At 66.8% G+C, this 16,923-nt stretch carries 17 protein-coding genes and 1 pseudogene; 8 read left to right on the top strand and 10 right to left on the bottom strand.

Going from position 1 to position 16,923, the window contains the following annotated elements:
* The first annotated feature begins 159 nt into the window (after nucleotides 1–159).
* Nucleotides 160–540, top strand: coding sequence for a hypothetical protein (locus LNW71_RS02920; RefSeq protein ID WP_250966775.1), 381 nt, complete (start codon nucleotides 160–162; stop codon nucleotides 538–540).
* Nucleotides 541–855: 315 nt separating this feature from the next.
* On the opposite strand, the gene LNW71_RS02915 is transcribed toward LNW71_RS02920, so the two are convergent.
* Together LNW71_RS02915 and LNW71_RS02910 are read right to left on the bottom strand one after the other, a co-directional pair.
* Nucleotides 856–3,081, bottom strand: a complete 2,226-nt coding sequence (locus LNW71_RS02915; RefSeq protein ID WP_250966774.1) for a CocE/NonD family hydrolase — start codon at nucleotides 3,079–3,081, stop codon at nucleotides 856–858.
* 157 nt (nucleotides 3,082–3,238) lie between these two features.
* Complete coding sequence (locus LNW71_RS02910; RefSeq protein WP_250966773.1) at nucleotides 3,239–4,978, bottom strand: CocE/NonD family hydrolase; 1,740 nt, start codon at nucleotides 4,976–4,978, stop codon at nucleotides 3,239–3,241.
* 139 nt (nucleotides 4,979–5,117) lie between these two features.
* Between LNW71_RS02910 and LNW71_RS02905 the strand changes: the two genes are divergently transcribed.
* Nucleotides 5,118–5,756: a TetR family transcriptional regulator gene (locus LNW71_RS02905; RefSeq protein WP_250966772.1), complete on the top strand. Its 639-nt coding sequence runs from the start codon at nucleotides 5,118–5,120 to the stop codon at nucleotides 5,754–5,756.
* A 238-nt stretch (nucleotides 5,757–5,994) separates the two neighbouring features.
* On the opposite strand, the gene LNW71_RS02900 is transcribed toward LNW71_RS02905, so the two are convergent.
* Nucleotides 5,995–7,947, bottom strand: a complete 1,953-nt coding sequence (locus LNW71_RS02900) for an APC family permease (RefSeq protein ID WP_250971881.1) — start codon at nucleotides 7,945–7,947, stop codon at nucleotides 5,995–5,997.
* 146 nt (nucleotides 7,948–8,093) lie between these two features.
* Here LNW71_RS02900 and LNW71_RS36775 point away from each other — a divergent pair, with 146 nt between their 5' ends.
* The gene (locus LNW71_RS36775; protein ID WP_374119328.1) at nucleotides 8,094–8,495 is read left to right on the top strand and encodes a transposase; all 402 of its coding nucleotides are present in this window, start codon (nucleotides 8,094–8,096) and stop codon (nucleotides 8,493–8,495) included.
* 337 nt (nucleotides 8,496–8,832) lie between these two features.
* Nucleotides 8,833–9,276: pseudogene (locus LNW71_RS02895) on the top strand (SDR family oxidoreductase); the annotation flags it as partial.
* Nucleotides 9,277–9,555: 279 nt separating this feature from the next.
* Here the strand turns inward: LNW71_RS02895 and LNW71_RS02890 are convergent.
* Nucleotides 9,556–9,915, bottom strand: coding sequence for an STAS domain-containing protein (locus LNW71_RS02890; RefSeq protein ID WP_250966771.1), 360 nt, complete (start codon nucleotides 9,913–9,915; stop codon nucleotides 9,556–9,558).
* 351 nt (nucleotides 9,916–10,266) lie between these two features.
* Between LNW71_RS02890 and LNW71_RS02885 the strand changes: the two genes are divergently transcribed.
* Complete coding sequence (locus tag LNW71_RS02885) at nucleotides 10,267–10,455, top strand: hypothetical protein (protein ID WP_250966770.1); 189 nt, start codon at nucleotides 10,267–10,269, stop codon at nucleotides 10,453–10,455.
* A 134-nt stretch (nucleotides 10,456–10,589) separates the two neighbouring features.
* On the opposite strand, the gene LNW71_RS02880 is transcribed toward LNW71_RS02885, so the two are convergent.
* The 3 genes from LNW71_RS02880 to LNW71_RS02870 are packed head-to-tail and all read right to left on the bottom strand — an operon-like array spanning nucleotide 10,590 to nucleotide 13,034.
* Nucleotides 10,590–10,943: an STAS domain-containing protein gene (locus tag LNW71_RS02880; protein ID WP_250966769.1), complete on the bottom strand. Its 354-nt coding sequence runs from the start codon at nucleotides 10,941–10,943 to the stop codon at nucleotides 10,590–10,592.
* A 1-nt stretch (nucleotide 10,944) separates the two neighbouring features.
* A complete protein-coding gene (locus LNW71_RS02875; protein ID WP_250971880.1) occupies nucleotides 10,945–12,231 on the bottom strand; it encodes a SpoIIE family protein phosphatase in 1,287 nt (428 codons plus the stop codon).
* Nucleotides 12,231–13,034 (bottom strand): alpha/beta fold hydrolase, encoded by an 804-nt coding sequence (locus tag LNW71_RS02870; protein WP_250966768.1) that lies wholly within the window; start codon nucleotides 13,032–13,034, stop codon nucleotides 12,231–12,233. Before LNW71_RS02870 ends, LNW71_RS02875 begins: the two co-directional genes overlap by 1 nt.
* Before the next feature lie 170 nt (nucleotides 13,035–13,204).
* Between LNW71_RS02870 and LNW71_RS02865 the strand changes: the two genes are divergently transcribed.
* From LNW71_RS02865 to LNW71_RS02855, 3 genes are all read left to right on the top strand, one after another.
* Nucleotides 13,205–13,558, top strand: coding sequence for an STAS domain-containing protein (locus tag LNW71_RS02865; protein WP_250966767.1), 354 nt, complete (start codon nucleotides 13,205–13,207; stop codon nucleotides 13,556–13,558).
* A 79-nt stretch (nucleotides 13,559–13,637) separates the two neighbouring features.
* The gene (locus LNW71_RS02860) at nucleotides 13,638–14,072 is read left to right on the top strand and encodes an ATP-binding protein (protein WP_285802028.1); all 435 of its coding nucleotides are present in this window, start codon (nucleotides 13,638–13,640) and stop codon (nucleotides 14,070–14,072) included.
* A gap of 198 nt (nucleotides 14,073–14,270) precedes the next feature.
* Nucleotides 14,271–15,137 (top strand): SigB/SigF/SigG family RNA polymerase sigma factor, encoded by an 867-nt coding sequence (locus LNW71_RS02855; protein WP_374119327.1) that lies wholly within the window; start codon nucleotides 14,271–14,273, stop codon nucleotides 15,135–15,137.
* Between the two features lie 368 nt (nucleotides 15,138–15,505).
* Here the strand turns inward: LNW71_RS02855 and LNW71_RS02850 are convergent, their stop codons facing one another.
* The 3 genes from LNW71_RS02850 to LNW71_RS02840 all read right to left on the bottom strand — a co-directional run bounded on the left by LNW71_RS02850 (nucleotide 15,506) and on the right by LNW71_RS02840 (nucleotide 16,745).
* Nucleotides 15,506–15,679 (bottom strand): CsbD family protein, encoded by a 174-nt coding sequence (locus tag LNW71_RS02850; RefSeq protein ID WP_250966765.1) that lies wholly within the window; start codon nucleotides 15,677–15,679, stop codon nucleotides 15,506–15,508.
* Between the two features lie 125 nt (nucleotides 15,680–15,804).
* A complete protein-coding gene (locus LNW71_RS02845) occupies nucleotides 15,805–16,023 on the bottom strand; it encodes a hypothetical protein (protein WP_250966764.1) in 219 nt (72 codons plus the stop codon).
* 449 nt (nucleotides 16,024–16,472) lie between these two features.
* A complete protein-coding gene (locus LNW71_RS02840) occupies nucleotides 16,473–16,745 on the bottom strand; it encodes a hypothetical protein (protein ID WP_250966763.1) in 273 nt (90 codons plus the stop codon).
* Between the last annotated feature and the right edge of the window lie 178 nt (nucleotides 16,746–16,923).

The raw sequence follows: 16,923 nt of genomic DNA, 5'->3' as shown, positions 1-16,923 counted from the left end.
GTTGGCCGTCGTCTCAGTCGATCTGGTCCGGCGGAGACGGATCTAGGTCCAGCTTTTGGTGTTCAACCACGCCTGGTAGGCACCCAAGATCTTGAGAGGCCGTCGCGCCTGACAACGACGTGGTACGAGTTGCTGGTGACTCATAAACCTGGCACTCACGTGAGCCCGCGAAGCGACCTGGTGGAGCGTTCGGCGCCCTTCCTGCCTGAGGGAAGCGAGATCCGGCAGGTGTTCATCTGCCAGGCCGCGCCGAGCTTCATCTTCTTCCTCATCACGTATCTCACGGGCCTGACGATGTTCTGGATCAAGTACCGCTGCGTGGCAGTCACCAAGGACGCCATCTATGCACTGGAGAGCAGCAAACTCTCGGGTGGCGCCAAGCCGCAGTCTCGGGTGGCCACGTTGCCGCGCCGCACTCAGCTCGGTCCGGTCTCCGGTCGATGGGGCCAGATGAACCTCCTCGGCGAACGCCACTGGGTCCACAAGCGGTTCCACCACGAGGTCATTGCCGCCGACCGTGAGGCTGGCTTTACGCAATGAATCACCCGGCGAACCAGGCCATCTGAGACCGCAAGCGAATCGGACCAGATCACTTGAGACGGGGACCAGATCCTTGGAGACGGGACATTCGCGGTAACGCTCCGCAATGGCTCCCCCATGCCCTTCGACAGTGAAGTTGGTCGGGTGCGGCGCGCTGATCTGCGGCGACTGAGTTGGATGTCAATGCGCGACCGCTGGAGAGCATCTTCGCGGGCGCGTCGCAACGGGCCGGGACGGTGGCGAAGCCGTGTCGTGCGTGCTGCTACCGCGGCAGCGGAAGGCGCTGCCGGGGCCGGCCCGGGTGCTGCGTGACGTCTACGGCGCCGGGCGGCGCGGCACGATCGGGAGCTGCACGTAGCCGATACGGTCCGGTCCGGTGTGCACGGTGTTGGTGGTGCCTGCGTGGTAGGTGGCGTCGTAGGCGTGGGGCACGCCGTGGGCGGCGCCGTCGTACGGCTGGATGTCGATGCGCAGGCGCTGGCCCGTCCGGATCAGTCCGGTGTTGGGGATGAGTTCGATCTCGACCGGGACCACCTCGCCGTCGCGAAGAGGTGCGTGGTCGTCCGTGAGGTGGGTGTGCTTGGGCGTGTACGGAGTGGAGCGTGCAGTGTCGAGCTTGCGGTGCGACACCTTCAGCCACCCCTTGGTCATCGGGGCGATACGGCCCGGGTAGTTCATCGTGGTGATACCGAGGAAGTCGACTTCCCGGTCCTGCTCGTCGATGACGCGCACGGAGACGTAGATGTCCATGTCCTCGCTCGTGGAGGACACCCACAGCACGGCTTTGCCGTATCCGGCGAGGACCGAGTCCTCGGCCACGGGCTCGCTGATGAACGAGAGGCCGGTCGCACGGGGGTCCGCCGACTCGACGTCGGCCGAGTAGCCTTCCTCCCGCTCAGAGCCCGGTTCAGACGACGAGAGCCGCAGGTAGTCGGTGCGCGCGGGGTCTCCGGCCCAGTCGGACGGGCTCGCGTCGAAGTACCACTTGGTGTAGTTCGTCCTGGCGATCGGCCATTCGTTCTCCTCCTGGATGTAGGAGGACCCGTTGCCGGTGCGGATCTCCAGGCGCACCGGCGGGGTGTCCATGATTCCGTTGTCGATGCCCTTGAGCCAGTGGTCGAAGAACGCTTTGTGGCGGATGACGGTGTCGGCTGCGTAGGACTTCTGGAACCAGTCCTCCCAGAAGTCGAGCTTCTTGTGCGGGGTCGGTGTGGCGAGGTATGCCTCGCTGCTGCCGAGCTGGTGGAAGTGGGCGAGGTGGGTGGTGGCTGCTACGGACCACAGGGGAACGGTGACCTCGCTCATGTCCGGGCTCATGAACATCTCCGCGCGCGGCCCGTAGATGAGGTCGGGGTCGGAGTCCTTGAAGGGGCTCTCCTTCATGATGCGGGTGAAGTCGGCGATGTCGGGTTCGCCGCAGATCGCGGGCACGAACCCGGCCTGCTTCCAGTTGGGGAAGAAGTGCTCGTTGTAGATGCCGCCGTTGTAGGCGACCTCCTCGTACAGGTCGACGTCGGTGCCGATCGCGATCATCGCCTTGAGGTGTGCGGGCTGCAGGCTCGCGGCGGCGTGCTGGCTGACGGCGAGATAGGACATGCCCCACAAGCCGACGGCCCCGTTCGACCAGGGCTGGACGCCGGCCCACTCGATCGCGTCGCGGAACGCTTCGGCCCCGGCCAGTCCCCACGGGGCCAGTTGACCGGGGCTCCTGCCGGCGCCGGGCATGTCGACGCGGACGACGGCGTACCCGTCGGGGACCCACGTGGCGGTGTTGACGGTCTCGTGGTTCTCGAACTGCTGGCCCTCCGCGTTGCCGAGGAAGTAGTCCTCTTCCATCTGCTCGTGCCGCTCCAGGTCGGCGTCACTGCAGACGGAGTGGTGGTGGAAGGCTTTTCCGTACGGGCCGCAGCTCACGATGACCGGGTGGTTTCCGGGCTCTGCCGGACGGAAGACGTCGGCGAAGACGTGCGAGCCGTTCTGCAGAGGGATCTTCACGTCGCGGAAGCGGAGGATGCCCATCGCATTGCGGCGCAGTTCGTTCCGCGCGTTCGCGGGAGTGCACAACTGGCGCGGCGTCGCGTCGATGAAGACGCCGGCCCGGTCGAGGTCGGCGAGAAGCCCCGCGAGGACGGGGTCCTCGGTGAATCCCTGGATCTTGTCGGCCTGGTGGACGCCGGCGAAGTTGGCGTCGTGGCGGAAGTCGATGGGCCGGTCGCCGATGATGTCGTGGGCCTCGGGTGCGATGTCGGTCCCGTTGTCGCGGATGCCGTTGCGGCCGAGGGAGAACACCAGGCGGGCGATGTTCGTGACGCCCGGGTCCTTCAGCTTGCTGAGGTCGCCGTCGACGCGGGCGACTATCTGTGCGAGATGCAGCCGGGGCGCTGCGGGGACGTTGCCGATCGCGGTGCCACCGAGAAGGAACGCGACTCGCTCGCCTTCCTCGTAGTGGAACTCGCCGCGTTCGTTGGTGAGTCCGCGACGGGTGGGGGTCTCGTACTTCAGGCCGGCGATCGGCCCGGCCATGACGCCTGTGAGAGTCATCGTTTTCTGTCTTCCTTGCCTTCAAGTCATCGGTTGCCGCAGGTGCGAAGCCGGTCGCGCAGAGCGCGCCGGAGGGCAGAGGCTGCACGCGGGCGTTCGCGACGGGATGGGAAACCGCCGGTCCGGCCGGCAGTGCCGCGACCGGAACGGCGGACTGTCATGCGGTCTTGAGCGGAAGCTGCAGGTAGGAGGCGCGGGCCCCGCCGGTGTGCACGAGGTGGATTCCCGTGTTCTGCGGCTCGTGGAACGGGACGCCGGGCATGATCGCGCCGAGGAGGTTATGTGCGCTGATCACCAGGCGCAGCTGCTCGCCGGGGTGGAGCACCAGGCCGACGGGGGAGAGATCGATCTGGATCTCCGCTACGTCGCCGGCTGCGAGCTTCTCGGCCCGGTCGAAGGTGTGCGCGGGGATCTCGTCGGTGCTGAGGTCGCCGTCGAGGTGGCGGGTGGACACGCGCAGACGCCCGTTGGAGCCCTTGTAGCGCAGCACCGAGGCGCTCTGATCGGTGACGTCCTGCAGGAAGGCGCTCCGGTGGGGGACGGTGAACTGCTGCAGCGCTGTCCCGTTGGTGTCGAGCTTCTGCACGAGGACGAACAGGTCCATGTCGTCCGTGCCCTCTGCCTCCACCCACAGGTGGGCTTTGGGGTAACCGACGAGTTCCGTTTCCTCGTCGAACCCGGCGAGGAAGGAGACACAGCCCGGGAGTGCCTGGGCCGGGTACCGCACGCTGCCCGCGGAGCCCGGGGCTTCCCTCCGCAGCGTGCGTGAGGAGGCGTCCAGGTAGAATTTCGTGTTCTCCACACCGGCGGGCGGGAACGTGTCTGCGGGCTGTTCGACCCGGTCGGTGCCATGGAGGTCGAGCGTGGCGTAGCGCACCCGGGGAGTCTGCTCCCACCCGTTGTCCTCGCCCTTGAGGTAGTGGTCGAAGAACCGGCACAGGTCCTCACGGTTGGCCTCGTCGTAGTAGTCCGGCCACTCCTGGGTGCTGTGAATGCGCAGCCACTTCTCCTGCGAGGCGATGCGCCGCCAGGCCCGGAAGGTGCCTTGCGTGTGCAGGGTGTTGGAGTAGCTCGCGACGATGTACGCCGGGACCGTGATCTTCTCGAAGCGGGGGATCTTCTCCTCCCACAGCGCGCTGAAGAGAGGGCGCTGTTCGGCTTCGGCGGCGACGTCTTCTCGGTGGCCGGCGCCGGCGAAGTTGCGCTGCAGCTGCTTCGTGAAGCCGAGGTCGGGCATGCCGCCGCGCAGGACGAGATCCCGGTAGACGTCGCTGATTCCTTCCCATGGGTTGATCGCGGCAAGGTGCGGCGGCCGCTCCGCCGCGGTGAACCACTGCGACACCGCGAGGTAGGACGTGCCGCTCATGCCGACCTTGCCGTTGCACCACTCCTGGTCGGCGAGCCACTCGATGAGGTCGTGGCAGTCACGGCCCTCCTGCCGGTCCCACAGGTAGCTGTCACCAACGGAGTTGGCCACGCCCCGGGGGTCGGGATTGCAGATCGCGTACCCGTTCGCGCACCAGAACGCCGGGTCCGGTCCCTCGAACTTGCCCAGACCGGACAGGGCGCTGTTGTTCACGCCGATCATGTCGAAGAGCGAGGTGGTGGTCGGGGCGGTGCCCCCGCTCTTGCCGTACGGGCTCCACGCCACGATGACGGGTACCCGCTCGCTGCCCGCCGGGCGGAAGACGTCGGTGTAGATCGTGACGCCGTCGCGCAGCATCACCGCGACGTCCTTCTCAAGCACGATCTCGACCGGCAGCGGCAGGAACCCCGGTGCTACCTGGAAGCCGGCGGGCAGCGTCCGGGTGCCGGGTTCGAAGGGGCTCAGCACGCCTCGGGCAGGCCCTGCCTCATAGGGGTACGACGGGACGAAGACCTTCTCGTCATCGCTCACGACTGAGCTCCTCTCACCGACGCGCAGTCGGCTCACTCCGGACGGCCGGGTCGGATGATCCACCGCCGGCGAGCGTAGAGCTGCGATCCAATTAAATCAACCGGCGTTGATATATGACGGAGACCGCTAGAGTGATCACATGTCCGAACCCCCCACAACGTCGGCGCCCCGGCCACCCCGCGGACGCCGGCCAGGGCAGAACACCACCCGACAGGCGGTCCTCGACGCCGCGCGAGGCCGCTTCGCCGCAGACGGCTTCAACGCCACGACCATCCGCAAGATCGCTGCGGACGCCGGCGTCGACGCCGCACTGGTGATGCGGTACTTCCGGTCCAAGGACGAGCTCTTCGCCGCGGTGATGTCCATCTCGCCCGACGCGCTCGCCCGCCTCGCCGGCGCATTCGAGGGCCCCGAGCGCTCGCTGGGCGAACGGGTCGCCCGGGCCCACCTGAGCGTGTGGGAGAGCGAGCCCAAGGATGCAGATGCCCTGCTCGCGATGCTCCGCGGAGCGATCGCGAACGAGCAGGCAACCGCGCAACTCCGGGAATTCATCGAGTCGCGCCTGACGGAAGACGCCCACCGGCGCTTGCACGACGACGACCACGACACCGCAGTCCGGGTGGCACTGGCCGCATCCATGCTGATCGGCATCCTCGTCGGACGCCGGGTGGTACAAGTGCCCCTGCTCACCGGCGAAGACACGGAATCAATCGTCCAGCGAGTCGGGCCCGCACTGCAGGAACTTCTCGTGCCACGGTCCACGCCGGACTCGGCCTGAAATCAAGGCCGGTGCTGACTCCAGCTCGCCCCCGCCGGACTGCGCTGGGGCGAGCTCACCGGTCTGCGCTGCCGCAGCCTCGACCGTCATCGACCTCCCGGGAGGGCGGTGGCGGATTCCACGGCTTGGGGTCATGAACGAGTGAGGGCCTTCTGGGTCCGGCGTGGATTGCGACATCACCACCGAACGATCTGAAAGGCCCTCCTGCGGGCCGGAGCGGGCGTGGGAGCACCCCGCGTCAGTCCATGTCGGGCAAGCGATCCGACTCCAGAGCCTGCATGGCGTGCGATGCGTTGAACGGCAGAATCGTGACTGCAACGTGCGGCAGTTGGTCCAGCGTCCTCGACATCTTCTCGCCAGTGCCTCGGTGGAGGAGTTTGCCGAGGGCGTTGGCGTACATGCGCCGGGGCACGAGCACCGTCAGTGACGTGTTCCCGTCCTGTGTGGTTCGGACGGCCAGTTCTCGCATCGCGTGCCGCAGTCGGCGGTCGGGGCAGGCGACCAGTTCCAGCTCGACCGAGGTCGCGGATGCCGTCTCCCAGAGGGCGGAGAGTCGGCGTGCGTGTGCCAAGTCGATGGCGAAGTGCACTGCGCGGACGGTGTCAGGCCGCAGTTCGTGGGCGTACCGCAGGGCTTTCAGCGTGGCCAGGTCCAGCGTCTCGACGAGGACGAAGACCTGGTGACGGCGGGTACGCGGCCGGTCTGTGCCCAAGGGCAGCCGTTCCAGGGCGGCGGCCTCGCGCCGGTACTCGCGGTTGATCCGGATCAGTACCCAGACCCCAAGTGGGAAGATGACGACGACTAGCCAAGCGCCTTCGGTGAATTTCGTGACGGCGAAAATCAGCACGACGGCGGCGGAGACGATCGCTGCGAGTGCGTTGACCGTGATCTTCGTCCGGCGCAGGGGTTCACGCCCGCGCAGGTGGTATGCGGTGAGGCCGGCCCCGGCCATGGTGAAGGCAGTGAACACGCCGATCGCATACAGGGCCACCAGCTTGTCCACGTTGGCACCCGTGACGAGCAGCAGGGCCAGCGAGAGTGCGGAGAGCGTGACGATGCCGTTGGAGAAGGCCAGCCGGTGCCCGCGTCGGGTGAGCAGCCTGGGCAGGAACCGGTCTTGTGCGACGAAGCTGGCCAGGAACGGGAACCCGGTGAAGGGGGTGTTGGCACCGGTGTAGAGGATGAGTGCCGTCGCGAGCTGGACGAAGATCAGCCCGATCGTCCCTATCGTTGCGTTTCCGAAGGCGAGCCTTGCTTCTTGTGCGATGACGGTTGGGGTTCCGTCGGTGTAGGGGACGGCGTGGGTGAAGTGCGCGAGGGTGGAGACGCCCAGGACGAGAACGGCGAGCACGCAGCTCATGGTGATGAGGGTGTGCCGGGCGTTTCGGCCTTGCGGTTCGCGGAAGGCCGAGATGCCGTTCGAGATCGCTTCGAGTCCGGTGAGGGACGAGCCGCCGTTGGCGAAGGAACGCAGCACGATGAACAGCGACGCACCGTAGAGCCATCCATTGCCAGGAGTCCCCAGGGGCACGACTCCAGGAGCATTCAAGTCGGCATGCGGCAGTTCGCCCGTCAATGCGCGTACCGCCGCGACGATGAAGACAAGGCCCATGGCGGCGATGAAAAGGAAGGCGGGCAGCGCGAACATCCGGCCCGCCTCGCGGACTCCGCGCAGATTCCCGTACCCCAGCAGCACGATCATCACCAGGGAGACCGGCAACTGGAGATGATCGAGCCCCGTCCAGCCGTCGCCGACCAGATGGGCGAGTGAGATCAGTGCGTTCGTGCCGGCCGATACCTGGACAGCGACGGTAACGACGTAGTCGACCAACAGGGCCACCGCGGCGACCTGTGCGACGTTCGGCCCGAAGTTCTCCCGGGCCACCACATAGGAGCCACCGGCCCGGGTGTAAATCGTGACGACATCGCTGTAGCAGAGCGTAAGAAGCAGCAGCACGAGCAGGATCGCACCGGTCACCGGCATAACGATCGTGAACGCGGCTGCTCCGACAACCGGCACGAGGACCCGGAGCATCTCCTCGGAGCCGTAGGCCGATGAACTGATGCAGTCGGACGCGAGCACACCGAGCGCTGTCCGGTTGCTCAGTTTCTCCTCACTGACGCGATCTGTGGTGAGCGGCTCGCCAAGGAGCCTCCGCTTGACGCGATACATCGGCCGATCAAGGGTCATGTGACCATCAGAGCGGGCGGCCGCTCCAGGACCGGGTAGGCGCCACCGGCAGGCACTCGCGCACACTCGCCAGGCCCCCTTCTCCCTGAAAGTGCCCCTCAGGACCACCCCCCGGCGCAGCCCCCCGGGGCCACTTCCCAACCAGAATGAGAAACAAGGGGCCTTTACCCCTGATGTTGGACACACGAGGCACTGGGTCCTGGGGATCTGAGGACGGACATCTCGTGGTCGTGAAGAACCACTCGCCGGAGTTCAAGGCGGCCGCGGTCGCGCTGTACGAGTCGCGGTCCGGTGCGGCGATCAGGTCGGTCGCAGTTGATCTGGGGATCAATCCGAGACGCCGCGGAGGTTGGTCCGGGCAAGTGAAAGTGAGTCGTTCCCGGGGACGCCGGGCACACGAACCGGCGCAGCCGCCGAACTCGTTGGAGGCGCAGAACGCGACTCTACGAACAGAGGTCCGCGAGCTGGTTGCGGGCGACGGCGGTATCGACGCCGTGCCAGCGGAGTCGACGATGCAGCGCAGGTCAGATAAGTGCAGGTTGGAGTGAGATGCCGGGAATCCGTGCTACCTAGGCGACTCGCGTTCTAGGGTTGGTCCCCGAGAGACGCTGAGCGTGTTCCGCCCGCCTGCTGTCCGGCGATTCACCCAATGTTGTTTTCGCCCAGTCCCTCTCGTGGGATCACACGTCTTCACGAAGGAAGGCATGTGAGATTCGGGGGCGGGTTCGGCGGCGGGTCTCATTTGCACCGGAGCGGTGGTGTCAGTGGGAGGAAGCCGCCTCCGGCGAGGTCCTGAACAGTCCGCACTTCAGGTGCACGATCCGCCCTGAAAATGTGCGCGGTGCCCGATGTCGCACCGCCAGCCCTCGCGGCTGTCTGACAAGTATCTCCGCCATCTCCACCGAGCAGTTCGACCGGGTGATGCGCACCAATCTGTACGGGATGTTCTGGCTGTGCAAGTGCGCCCTGCCGCACATCCCGGCAGGGGGCTCCATCATCAATACCAGCTCGGCGCAGGCATACAAGCCGAGCCCTCATCTGCTCGACTACGCGATGACCAAGGGAGCGATCGTCACCTTCACCCAGGGGCCGGCCCAGCTGCTGGCTTCCGACGGCATCCGCGTCAACGCGGTTGCCCCGGGCCCGGTCTGGACGCCGCTCATCCCCGCGCCGCTGCCCGATACCACCGAGTTCGGGAAGCAGAGCCCGCTGGGCCGGCCCGCACAACCCGCAGAAATGGCCCCCGCCTACGTCTTCCTCGCCTCGGCGAACGCCTCCTTCATCACCGGCGAAATCATGAACGCCACCGGCGGCACACCGCTCCCCTAACGGGCGCAGGCGCTCGACTTGATTGTGGCGCGTCGGCGTTCGAGTGACCTTCCGCCTCGGACATACACCTCTGCCGCATTCTCCGTGGCTACGAAGCCGGGGCAGCTGAGGCCCGCGGGCATGCCAGCTTCTTCGGTCAGCCGAGGTAGTGCGCGCGTCCCGGGTCGTCAAGGCCGACGGTGTCGTGGGGGAGTTGTAGTAGATGATCCAGCGGCCCAAGAGATGGGGCAGATGCTGGTCAACAGGCGCCGTGCGAGTGGCAGCGAGCATTGGTCGACTCTACGGAAGAGTGATGCCCGGCGATTGCTCATGGGGGCGGGTTGCCAGCGGCTGTGCCTGGGCGTCGTTCACGGCGGGAAAGATGTGCAGCAGGGTGTCGACGCCGACAAGGTGGAAGAGACGTTTAAGCGCTGGGGGTACGCCGGCGATACGCAGGTCGGTGCTCTGGTGGGTGCGCAGGAGCAGGTTCAGGAAGCTGGAGTCGCCGAAGGTGACGCCGCTGACGTCGAGTACCACTCCGGGAGCCGTCGCGGTGACTTTTTGGAGTTCGGTCTCCAGTGGGGAGAGGCAGGAGGCGTCGAGGTCCCCTGCAGCGGTGACCACCGGAAGCTGTGTGGGAGCGTGGTCGCTTGTCGACATGCCGCTCAGTATGCCGAAGATCGGGTCGACGGGGACAGCGCGGTGACATGCGTGTTCGATATGCCGCAAATGTGCCCCGGCGATCGGCGTCTCTGGGGCTGTGGGGCAAGGCTCGGGGAAGAGGGCGTGGCGCAGCGGATATCGTGCGCTGGCGGCATTGTGTGCCGGTGGGTACGGCGAGGGGGCAGAGGCCGGCGGCCATGTCTGCCTGGGGGAGACGGTGAATGCGTATCAGTGAGAGGTTCGCCAGGGAGCCTGGTGCGATCGCTGCTGCCCGGAACCTGGCGAGTAACTTCTTGCGCGATGTGCGCGTCGACGGTGTGGCCGCGGCTGAGGCGACTGGTCGATCGGATGGTGGAGATCACCGTGTGGGATACCTCTGCGGTGTTGCCGGTCGTGAGGGAACCCGATCCGGCCAGGATCGGACAGCACGGCATGGAGATCGTCAACGCGCTGTGCAGAAGTATCCAGATCGTGCCTCGGGAGATCGGCAAACAGATCACGGTCCGTTTGGCCTTGTCCGACGCTGCTGCTGTCTGAGGCGGGCCGCGACGTTCTCACACTCTCTGCCGGGTACTTGGCTCCGCTGCAGGAAGTTGCGTACGTGCCGAAACGTGGCCGACGTCGGGTCGTCTGGGCTGCGTTGCCCGAAGCGGATCAGCGCCTGAGCCGAGTCAGCATGCGGCGGTGCCGTGGACGGTGGCTGCTGTTACGTCCGGGTGGATGGCGAAGACCCGGTTCAGGCCGACGATGCCCAGGATGCGGATGGTGTTGGGGGGAACTGCGGCCAGGGCTATGCCGCCGCCCTGTTCGATCGCCAGGTTGCGGGCCGCCAGCAGCGCGGTGATGCCGCTGGAGTCGCAGAAGTCCAAGCGGGCCAGATCGAGGACCAACTGTTGTCCGGCGGTCAGGGGGAGCTGCTCCACAGCTTTGCGGAGTTCGGGTGCCGTCTCGTGGTCGAGATCGCCGGCGATCTCCAGTACGGGACCGGTGGCAGCATCGCGGGAGGTGATTGTCAGTGGGGTCATCTCAGGTTTCACGCACAGGGGTGGTAACAGCGACCGGAAGGGTGGCCGGTACGCCGAGGGCGAGCAGCGCGGTGTCGTCGTCGAGACCGCCGCCGAATCCGGCGATCAGTTCGGTCAGGGCGGTGATCAGCGCCTGGGGGCCGGCCGGCGGCTGTGCGGCGGTGAAGGCACGCAGGGCGTCGTCGCCGTACAGCTCGCGCTGGGGTCCGATGCGGGCCTCGGTGAGGCCGTCGGTGTAGAGGAGCAGGGTGTCGCCGGGGAGCAGCTGGGTGCGGGCGTCGGTGAACTGCGCCTGGGGCAGGATGCCGATGAGCATCCCGCCTGGGGTGAGGAGGTACTCGGCGACGCCGTCGGCGCGCTGGATCAGCGCCGAGGGGTGTCCGCCGGAAGCCAGATGTACGGCGACTTGGTCTTCGACGGGTTCCAGGACACCGAATATGGCGGTGCAGTAGCGGGTGTCGCCGCTTGTGTACCGCTCGTGGAGCACCGTGTTCAGGGTGGTCAGCACGGTGACCGGGTCGGGGTTGTGCAGGGCGGCGGCGCGCAGGGTGTAGCGGGTCAGCGAGGTGACGGCGGCGGCCTTGGGGCCCTTGCCGCACACGTCGCCGAGGAAGAAGGCCCACCGGTCTGCATCAAGGGGGAACAGGTCGTAGAAGTCGCCGCCCAGCAGGTCCGGGGAGGCGGTGTGGTAGTAGGAGCCTGCCTCCAGTCCCGGGATGGTGGGCAGTTCGGCGGGCAGCAGGCTCTGCTGCAGGACGGCGAGGGCTTCCTGGAGCCGTCCACGGTCGGCTTCGGCTTGCCGGCGTGCCTCCTCGGCCGCCTGACGGCCGCGCAGCAGCTCGGCTTCATAGGCGCGGCGGTCCCGGGCGTCGAAAATGGTGGTACGGATCAGGAGCGGCTCACCGTCTCCGCTCACCTTCACCTTCGAGGTGACAAGAACCGGCATCCGTTGCCCGGCAGCCTTGATGTCCAGGGCGATCCCGCTGACCTCGCCCTTCATCTGCAACAGCGGTGCGAAATGCGTCTCGTGATACAGCTTGCCGCCCACGGTGAGCAGATCGGAGAACGGCATCCGCCCCACCACCTGCGCCCGGTCCAGGCCCAGCCAGTCCAGCAGCGTGGTGTTGATCTTCGCGATGGTGCCGTCCATCAGCGTCGACAGGTAGCCGCACGGAGCGTGCTCGTAGAGCTCTTCGGCACTGTCCTCGAGAAGCGAGGTGAACGCCGCATCCGTGGCGTCGACGTCCCGCTCTTCGCCCGGCTCGGATGCCTGGTCTGTGAGGCACATCATCGGCCTGTTCCGACGAAGTCGATGATCGCCCCGGCGGTGGCCTCCGGAGCGCTCAGGTGTGGGCAGTGCCCCGTCGCCTCCAGCGTCACCAGCCGGCTGCCGGGGATTGCGTCGCGGACGTAGGCGCCGACCTCGCGGGGGGCGATCACGTCCTGGGTGCACTCCAGCACGAGCGTCGGCACCGTAACCGTCTTGAGGTCTTCGCGGCTGTCGGACAGGAACGTTGTGCGGGCGAAGATCCGTGCCATTGCCGGATCGGTCGCGCAGAACGAGGTGGTCAGCTCCTGGCCGAGTTCCGGCCGGTCCGCGTTGCCCATGATGACCGGGGCCATCGATGCCGACCAGCCCAGATAGTTCGACTCCAGGGACTCCAGCAGCTCGTCGATGTCCTCCGCGCTGAACCCGCCCCGGTACCCTTCGTCGTCGATGTAGCGAGGCGACGGCCCGATCATTACCAGCCGGGAGAAGCGCTCCGGCGCCCGAGTTGCCGCGAGCACGCCGACCATGGCGCTGACCGAATGCCCCACGAAGACCACATCCCGCAGGTCCAGGTCCTCGCAGACCTCCAGCACATCGGAGGCGTAGCCCTCCAGCGAGCCGTAGCGCTCCTCGTTCCAGGCCGACGGGTCCGAACGTCCCGATCCGACATAGTCGAAGAGCACCACCCGGAAGTGTTCGGCCAGTGCCGGGACCACCAGGCGCCACATGTTCTGATCGCAGCCGAACCCGTGCGCAAGCAGGAGCACCGGCCCGTCCGCACAACCAGTGACGACAACGTTGTTCCTGCGACGGGTATCCATACCCACCAGTTTCACATCCCGTTTCCCACGCCAAGAAGACGCCCCCGTACCTTGATGCCCTCCCCGTACCGAACCGTGTTCCCGCGCGCCTCGCACGGTGGGACCCCGAGAAAGCCCGGCAGAACAGACCGGGTGTGGAGGATGAGCGGGGCTGTAGGAAGATATGGCCTGTGACGGGAGAAGAAGTGGGTCCGGTCCTGGAAGTCGTGGGCGACGGTGTCGTGTTGGTCAGGGTCCGGGGCAGCCTGGACGGCTGGGCGGGCTCCGTCGAGCTGGCCGAGGCGCTGACGGGTGTGGCCGACGGCGGAGGACGGCGGACCGTGGTGGATCTGTCCGGCGTGGATTTCGCCGACTCGGCCGCTTTGCATGCCTTGTTGCACGGCCAGCGCAAGCACGACAAGGCGGGGGTGGCCCTGGTGGTGGCCGGTCCGCTGAGCGTGAGGGTGCGCCGCCTGTTCGAGGTCACCGGCACCCTTGGCACCTTCCGCTTCGCGGACGACGTCGATGCCGCGATCACCGAATGAGCTGCACCCGTCCAGTGCAGCGGCGTGTACGCGTGGTTTGCCCGGGCACGCGATGAGAGCGATGCATGGGGAACGAGAGATGGCTGAGTACGGTGCTGATCCGGCCGGTGGGCTGGATGAGTCCGTGACCACTCCTGTTCCGGAGAACGCGGCCGCGGCGCGCGACGCCGTCATGCGGCTTCTGACGTCACAGTTCTGCGGGCTGGTCGGCGAGGGGCTGGCAGCCGACGTGGTGGTGGCCGACGCGTTGTTGGTCACGTCGGAACTGGTGACCAACGCCGTCCGGCACGGCGGCGGACTCACCGGATTCGCGGCCGAACTCACCGACGAGGGACTCCGTCTCTCGGTGGCCGACGCAAGCCCGGACCCGCCGATCGACCAAGATGCCGAGACTTCCGCTGTCGGCCGCATCGGTGGCTACGGCTGGGCCCTGGTGCGCCGGCTCGCCAAGCAGGTGTCCGTCACCGTCCATCCCGGGGGCAAGCGCATCGTCGCCCTGATCCCCTTGACATAAGTCAGTGCCCGCCCCGACCGGACGGGCCGGCAATGCCTCCCAGCCGGTGTCGACTCCGTGCACAGACGTAGCGAGCCGTGTATCGGTCGCGCCCGTCGTAGCCTGCTACAGAAGAATTTCAGAAACTTCCTCCTGTGGGGTGTGGGATGTTCCGCGAGGGGCATACGCGCGAAGCCGGAATCTCTTGGAGGAGGACCCGTGGCTGTCAAGACTTCTACTTCAGCGGCTGTCGACATCGCCGCAGCTCTGGGTCTGCCCGCGGTGGGGGACCCCTCCCAGGTGGCGCCGAAGGACGCGCGGGCCGTGGGCCGGGTCTTCTTCGACCGGCTCCAGCACCTCGAAGAAGGCACCCACGAGTACCAGTACGTGCGCAACAGCCTGATCGAGATGAACCTGTCGCTGGTTCAGTTCGCCGCGAGCCGCTACAAGAACCGCGGCGGTGGTGACATGGAGGACATCATCCAGGTCGGAACGATCGGCCTGATCAAGGCCATCGACCGCTTCGAGCTGACCCGCGAGGTCGAGTTCACCTCCTTCGCGATCCCCTACATCGTGGGCGAGATCAAGCGGTTCTTCCGCGACACCAGCTGGTCCGTGCACGTGCCGCGGCGCCTTCAGGAACTGCGGGTCAACCTCGCCAAGGCGCGCGAGCACCTGGCCACCGAACTCGGCCGGGACGCCGGTGTCGCCGAGCTCGCCCAGTACATGGAGATCAGCGAGGAAGACGTCATCGAGGGCATGATTGCTTCCAACGGCTACACCGCGGGCTCCCTGGACATGCCGATGGACGGCGCGGATGAAGGCGCGGACCAGAACAGCCGCAACTACGCGGACCTGATCGGCGGCCGCGACCCCGGCATGGAGCTCTTCGAGGACCTCAACACCCTGGCCCCTCTGCTGCGCGAGCAGTTGGACGACCGCGAGCGCACCCTGCTCCGGATGCGCTTCGGCCAGGAGATGACCCAGTCCAGCATCGGGGAGGAACTCGGCATCTCCCAGATGCACGTCTCCCGCCTCCTCAACAAGACCCTCGCCAAACTCCGTACCGGCATGCTCACCGACTGAACTGCTCCCTCGAGGAATGCGGTGCCTTTCCCGGCGAGCCCAGGTGCGGCCGCATGCGGGCCAAGACGGCTGAACAGCCGCTGAGCTGGAGTCGCCGGCGGGGGCCCAGGACCGTGGGGCTGGAGAACTCTCTTGAGTCCGCCGGTCTGGGTGCCCGGCTGGCCGTGTAGAGCAGGCGGGCAAGCTACTTGTCACTGGTCAGAGGGCGATTACCTCGATGCAGATGACGATGGGTGCCTTCTGCCGTGGCAGCGGATCAGGCGGCTGTCACGGACCCTGTTGTGTCCCTGGACATGTGTATGGCCCGGCACGTGTGCCGGGCCATACACGCCGCGCGGTCAGGGGCGCTGGGTGCGCGGTGGGGTGGGTCAGTGCTTGTGGCCGTCCTTGATCTTTTCCTTGGCCTCGCGGGCGTTGCCCTTGGCCTGGTCGACGTGGCCCTCGGCGGTGAGACGCTCGTTGCCCACGGCGCGTCCCGCGGCTTCCTCGACCTTGCCCTTGGCCTGCTCGGTCTTGGCCTGGGTCTTCTCGCTGGCAGCCATGTCACTCACACCTTGCTGGTCGACTTCAGGTACACCCACCGCCTGACCCGCCTGGCCGCGTCCAAACATCACGCCCCACGCCGGTGCGTGAGACCCGTCGGCAGGGTGTTCGGTGAGCAGCCGGGTCAGGCGGCTTGGCCGTAGGCATTGGAGGTGCCGGGCGCGGGTGCATCGGGATCGGCGTCGTCGGCCCGGCTGATCTGCTGTTGGACGTGCTTCTGTTTGAGGCGCAGGCCGATCCAGCCTGAAAGGAGGACTGCGGTGGTAGCCCAGGCGGTGGGCCAGAGGGAGGGCCCCCACGGTGGGGAGGGGCGCAGTAGTGCTTCGGTGGCGGTCAGCACCATGGCAATAGCGTGAGATGCGGTCAGGAGGCGGCCGCTCCAACGCGTGGCACGGTTGAGCCTCACCAGTCTTCGGAAGGACGGGCATGTCAACCACGCAAATTGTCCTCTGTTTCGTTGTTGGAGCGGTTTGCGGTGCCATCGCCCTGATCGTAAAGGGGCGTCGCCGATAGTGTTCGCTCTCCTGCGATCCGAGTCAGTGACGCGAAAGCATCAACGAATCATTCAGTAGTTCACCCGTGCGCCACGGCGGCAACGACGGCGATCACGACAGCCCTCTCATGCCCAGCGCATTTGCCTCCCAGACACGGGCCGTAGCGGTCATGTAGAGACGCCGGTCGGACGGGATCTTCGCGTTGTCGTGCACAGCCGCCCACGGCTTCCCAGCGTGGCCACTTGTACGGTGCGCCGGCGCTACAGGTGCACGGCGAGGAGTGTGCTGAACCTCGCCCCTATGGAGTCTCGTCCAGCCGGTTTCTACGCCGGGCGGAGAGCAGACGTACGTACAGGGCCACGGCGAGCAGGACCCAGGCCACCGCGCAGTACGCCCACCCGGACTCGCCTCTGATCAGGTCGACAGCGGACCAGATCCCCCACAGGAGAAGCACCACGGCCAGTGCGGTGAGGGCGATGTTCTGGATGCGGCTGCGCAACTGCTCCCGCTGCCGGGTGCCGGGTTCGAGATCGCCGAGTTCCGACGGGTCGTCCGTCCCTTGGTGGCTCATTATCGGGGTCCCCTCCGTTGGCTGTCGAGAACTCCCGTGTACCCCAAGGCTGTTACCGCCCTCGGTTCGCGGCCGGTGGGCGAGAACCGCTGCCGCCCGCGCTCCTCCACATGGACCTCGACCGTGCGCGTGGGGAGAGACACGCGTCTGCTCTGCCGCGCCTGACCGCTGAATCTAT

The organism is Streptomyces sp. RKAG290 (assembly GCF_023701695.1).
In the GTDB taxonomy this organism is placed as follows: domain Bacteria; phylum Actinomycetota; class Actinomycetes; order Streptomycetales; family Streptomycetaceae; genus Streptomyces.
The sequence above is the reverse complement of the archived record's forward strand: the minus strand, read 5'-3'. Positions and strand labels throughout refer to the sequence as shown.

Excerpts from the sequence above, each read along its gene's own strand:
- LNW71_RS02915 (WP_250966774.1), bottom strand. The coding sequence starts at position 3,081 with ATGACTCTCACAGGCGTCATGGCCGGGCCGATCGCCGGCCTGAAGTAC.
- LNW71_RS02905 (WP_250966772.1), top strand. The coding sequence starts at position 5,118 with ATGTCCGAACCCCCCACAACGTCGGCGCCCCGGCCACCCCGCGGACGC.
- LNW71_RS02900 (WP_250971881.1), bottom strand. The coding sequence starts at position 7,947 with ATGACCCTTGATCGGCCGATGTATCGCGTCAAGCGGAGGCTCCTTGGC.
- LNW71_RS36775 (WP_374119328.1), top strand. The coding sequence starts at position 8,094 with ATGAGAAACAAGGGGCCTTTACCCCTGATGTTGGACACACGAGGCACT.
- LNW71_RS02890 (WP_250966771.1), bottom strand. The coding sequence starts at position 9,915 with ATGTCGACAAGCGACCACGCTCCCACACAGCTTCCGGTGGTCACCGCT.
- LNW71_RS02885 (WP_250966770.1), top strand. The coding sequence starts at position 10,267 with ATGGTGGAGATCACCGTGTGGGATACCTCTGCGGTGTTGCCGGTCGTG.
- LNW71_RS02880 (WP_250966769.1), bottom strand. The coding sequence starts at position 10,943 with ATGACCCCACTGACAATCACCTCCCGCGATGCTGCCACCGGTCCCGTA.
- LNW71_RS02875 (WP_250971880.1), bottom strand. The coding sequence starts at position 12,231 with ATGTGCCTCACAGACCAGGCATCCGAGCCGGGCGAAGAGCGGGACGTC.
- LNW71_RS02870 (WP_250966768.1), bottom strand. The coding sequence starts at position 13,034 with ATGGATACCCGTCGCAGGAACAACGTTGTCGTCACTGGTTGTGCGGAC.
- LNW71_RS02860 (WP_285802028.1), top strand. The coding sequence starts at position 13,638 with ATGGCTGAGTACGGTGCTGATCCGGCCGGTGGGCTGGATGAGTCCGTG.
- LNW71_RS02850 (WP_250966765.1), bottom strand. The coding sequence starts at position 15,679 with ATGGCTGCCAGCGAGAAGACCCAGGCCAAGACCGAGCAGGCCAAGGGC.
- LNW71_RS02845 (WP_250966764.1), bottom strand. The coding sequence starts at position 16,023 with ATGGTGCTGACCGCCACCGAAGCACTACTGCGCCCCTCCCCACCGTGG.
- LNW71_RS02840 (WP_250966763.1), bottom strand. The coding sequence starts at position 16,745 with ATGAGCCACCAAGGGACGGACGACCCGTCGGAACTCGGCGATCTCGAA.